The 441-nt window shown below is 44.4% G+C and carries 1 pseudogene; it reads left to right on the plus strand.

From position 1 onward, the window contains the following. Positions 1-21 precede the first annotated feature (21 nt). Positions 22-441, plus strand: a pseudogene (locus tag BTA35_RS16780) (MATE family efflux transporter); the annotation flags it as partial.

The raw sequence follows: 441 nt of genomic DNA on the forward strand, positions 1-441 counted from the left end.
GTACTGGGTAACAGCCTAAACATGCTGTTAGATCTCTGGTTTGTTTTAGGGCTAGGCTGGCAAGTAAAAGGGGTAGCACTGGCCTCTGTAATAGCAGATTACTGCACTTTAACTTTAGGGTTATGGTTAACACAAAAACAGTTAGTACGCTGGGGTTTGCCTTTGGGCAGAAACTTAATCCGCTGGAGCTCATATAAACGCCTGATGCAAGTGAATCAACAACTGTTAGTTCGCACTTGGGCATTGCTATTGGTAATGGCAATATTCACTGCACAAGGCGCTAAATTTGGTGCCGATAGTTTGGCAGCTAATGCTATTTTAATGCAGCTGGTATTGTTTGCGTCTTTTGCCTTAGACGGTTTTGCTCACGCGGCAGAAGCATTGGTAGGACAAAGTGTTGGTGCAAAAAGTCGAGCACATCTGAAGCAAGTGGTGATAGTC

The sequence above is a fragment of the Oceanospirillum linum genome (assembly GCF_001995095.2).
Taxonomy (GTDB): domain Bacteria; phylum Pseudomonadota; class Gammaproteobacteria; order Pseudomonadales; family Halomonadaceae; genus Oceanospirillum; species Oceanospirillum linum.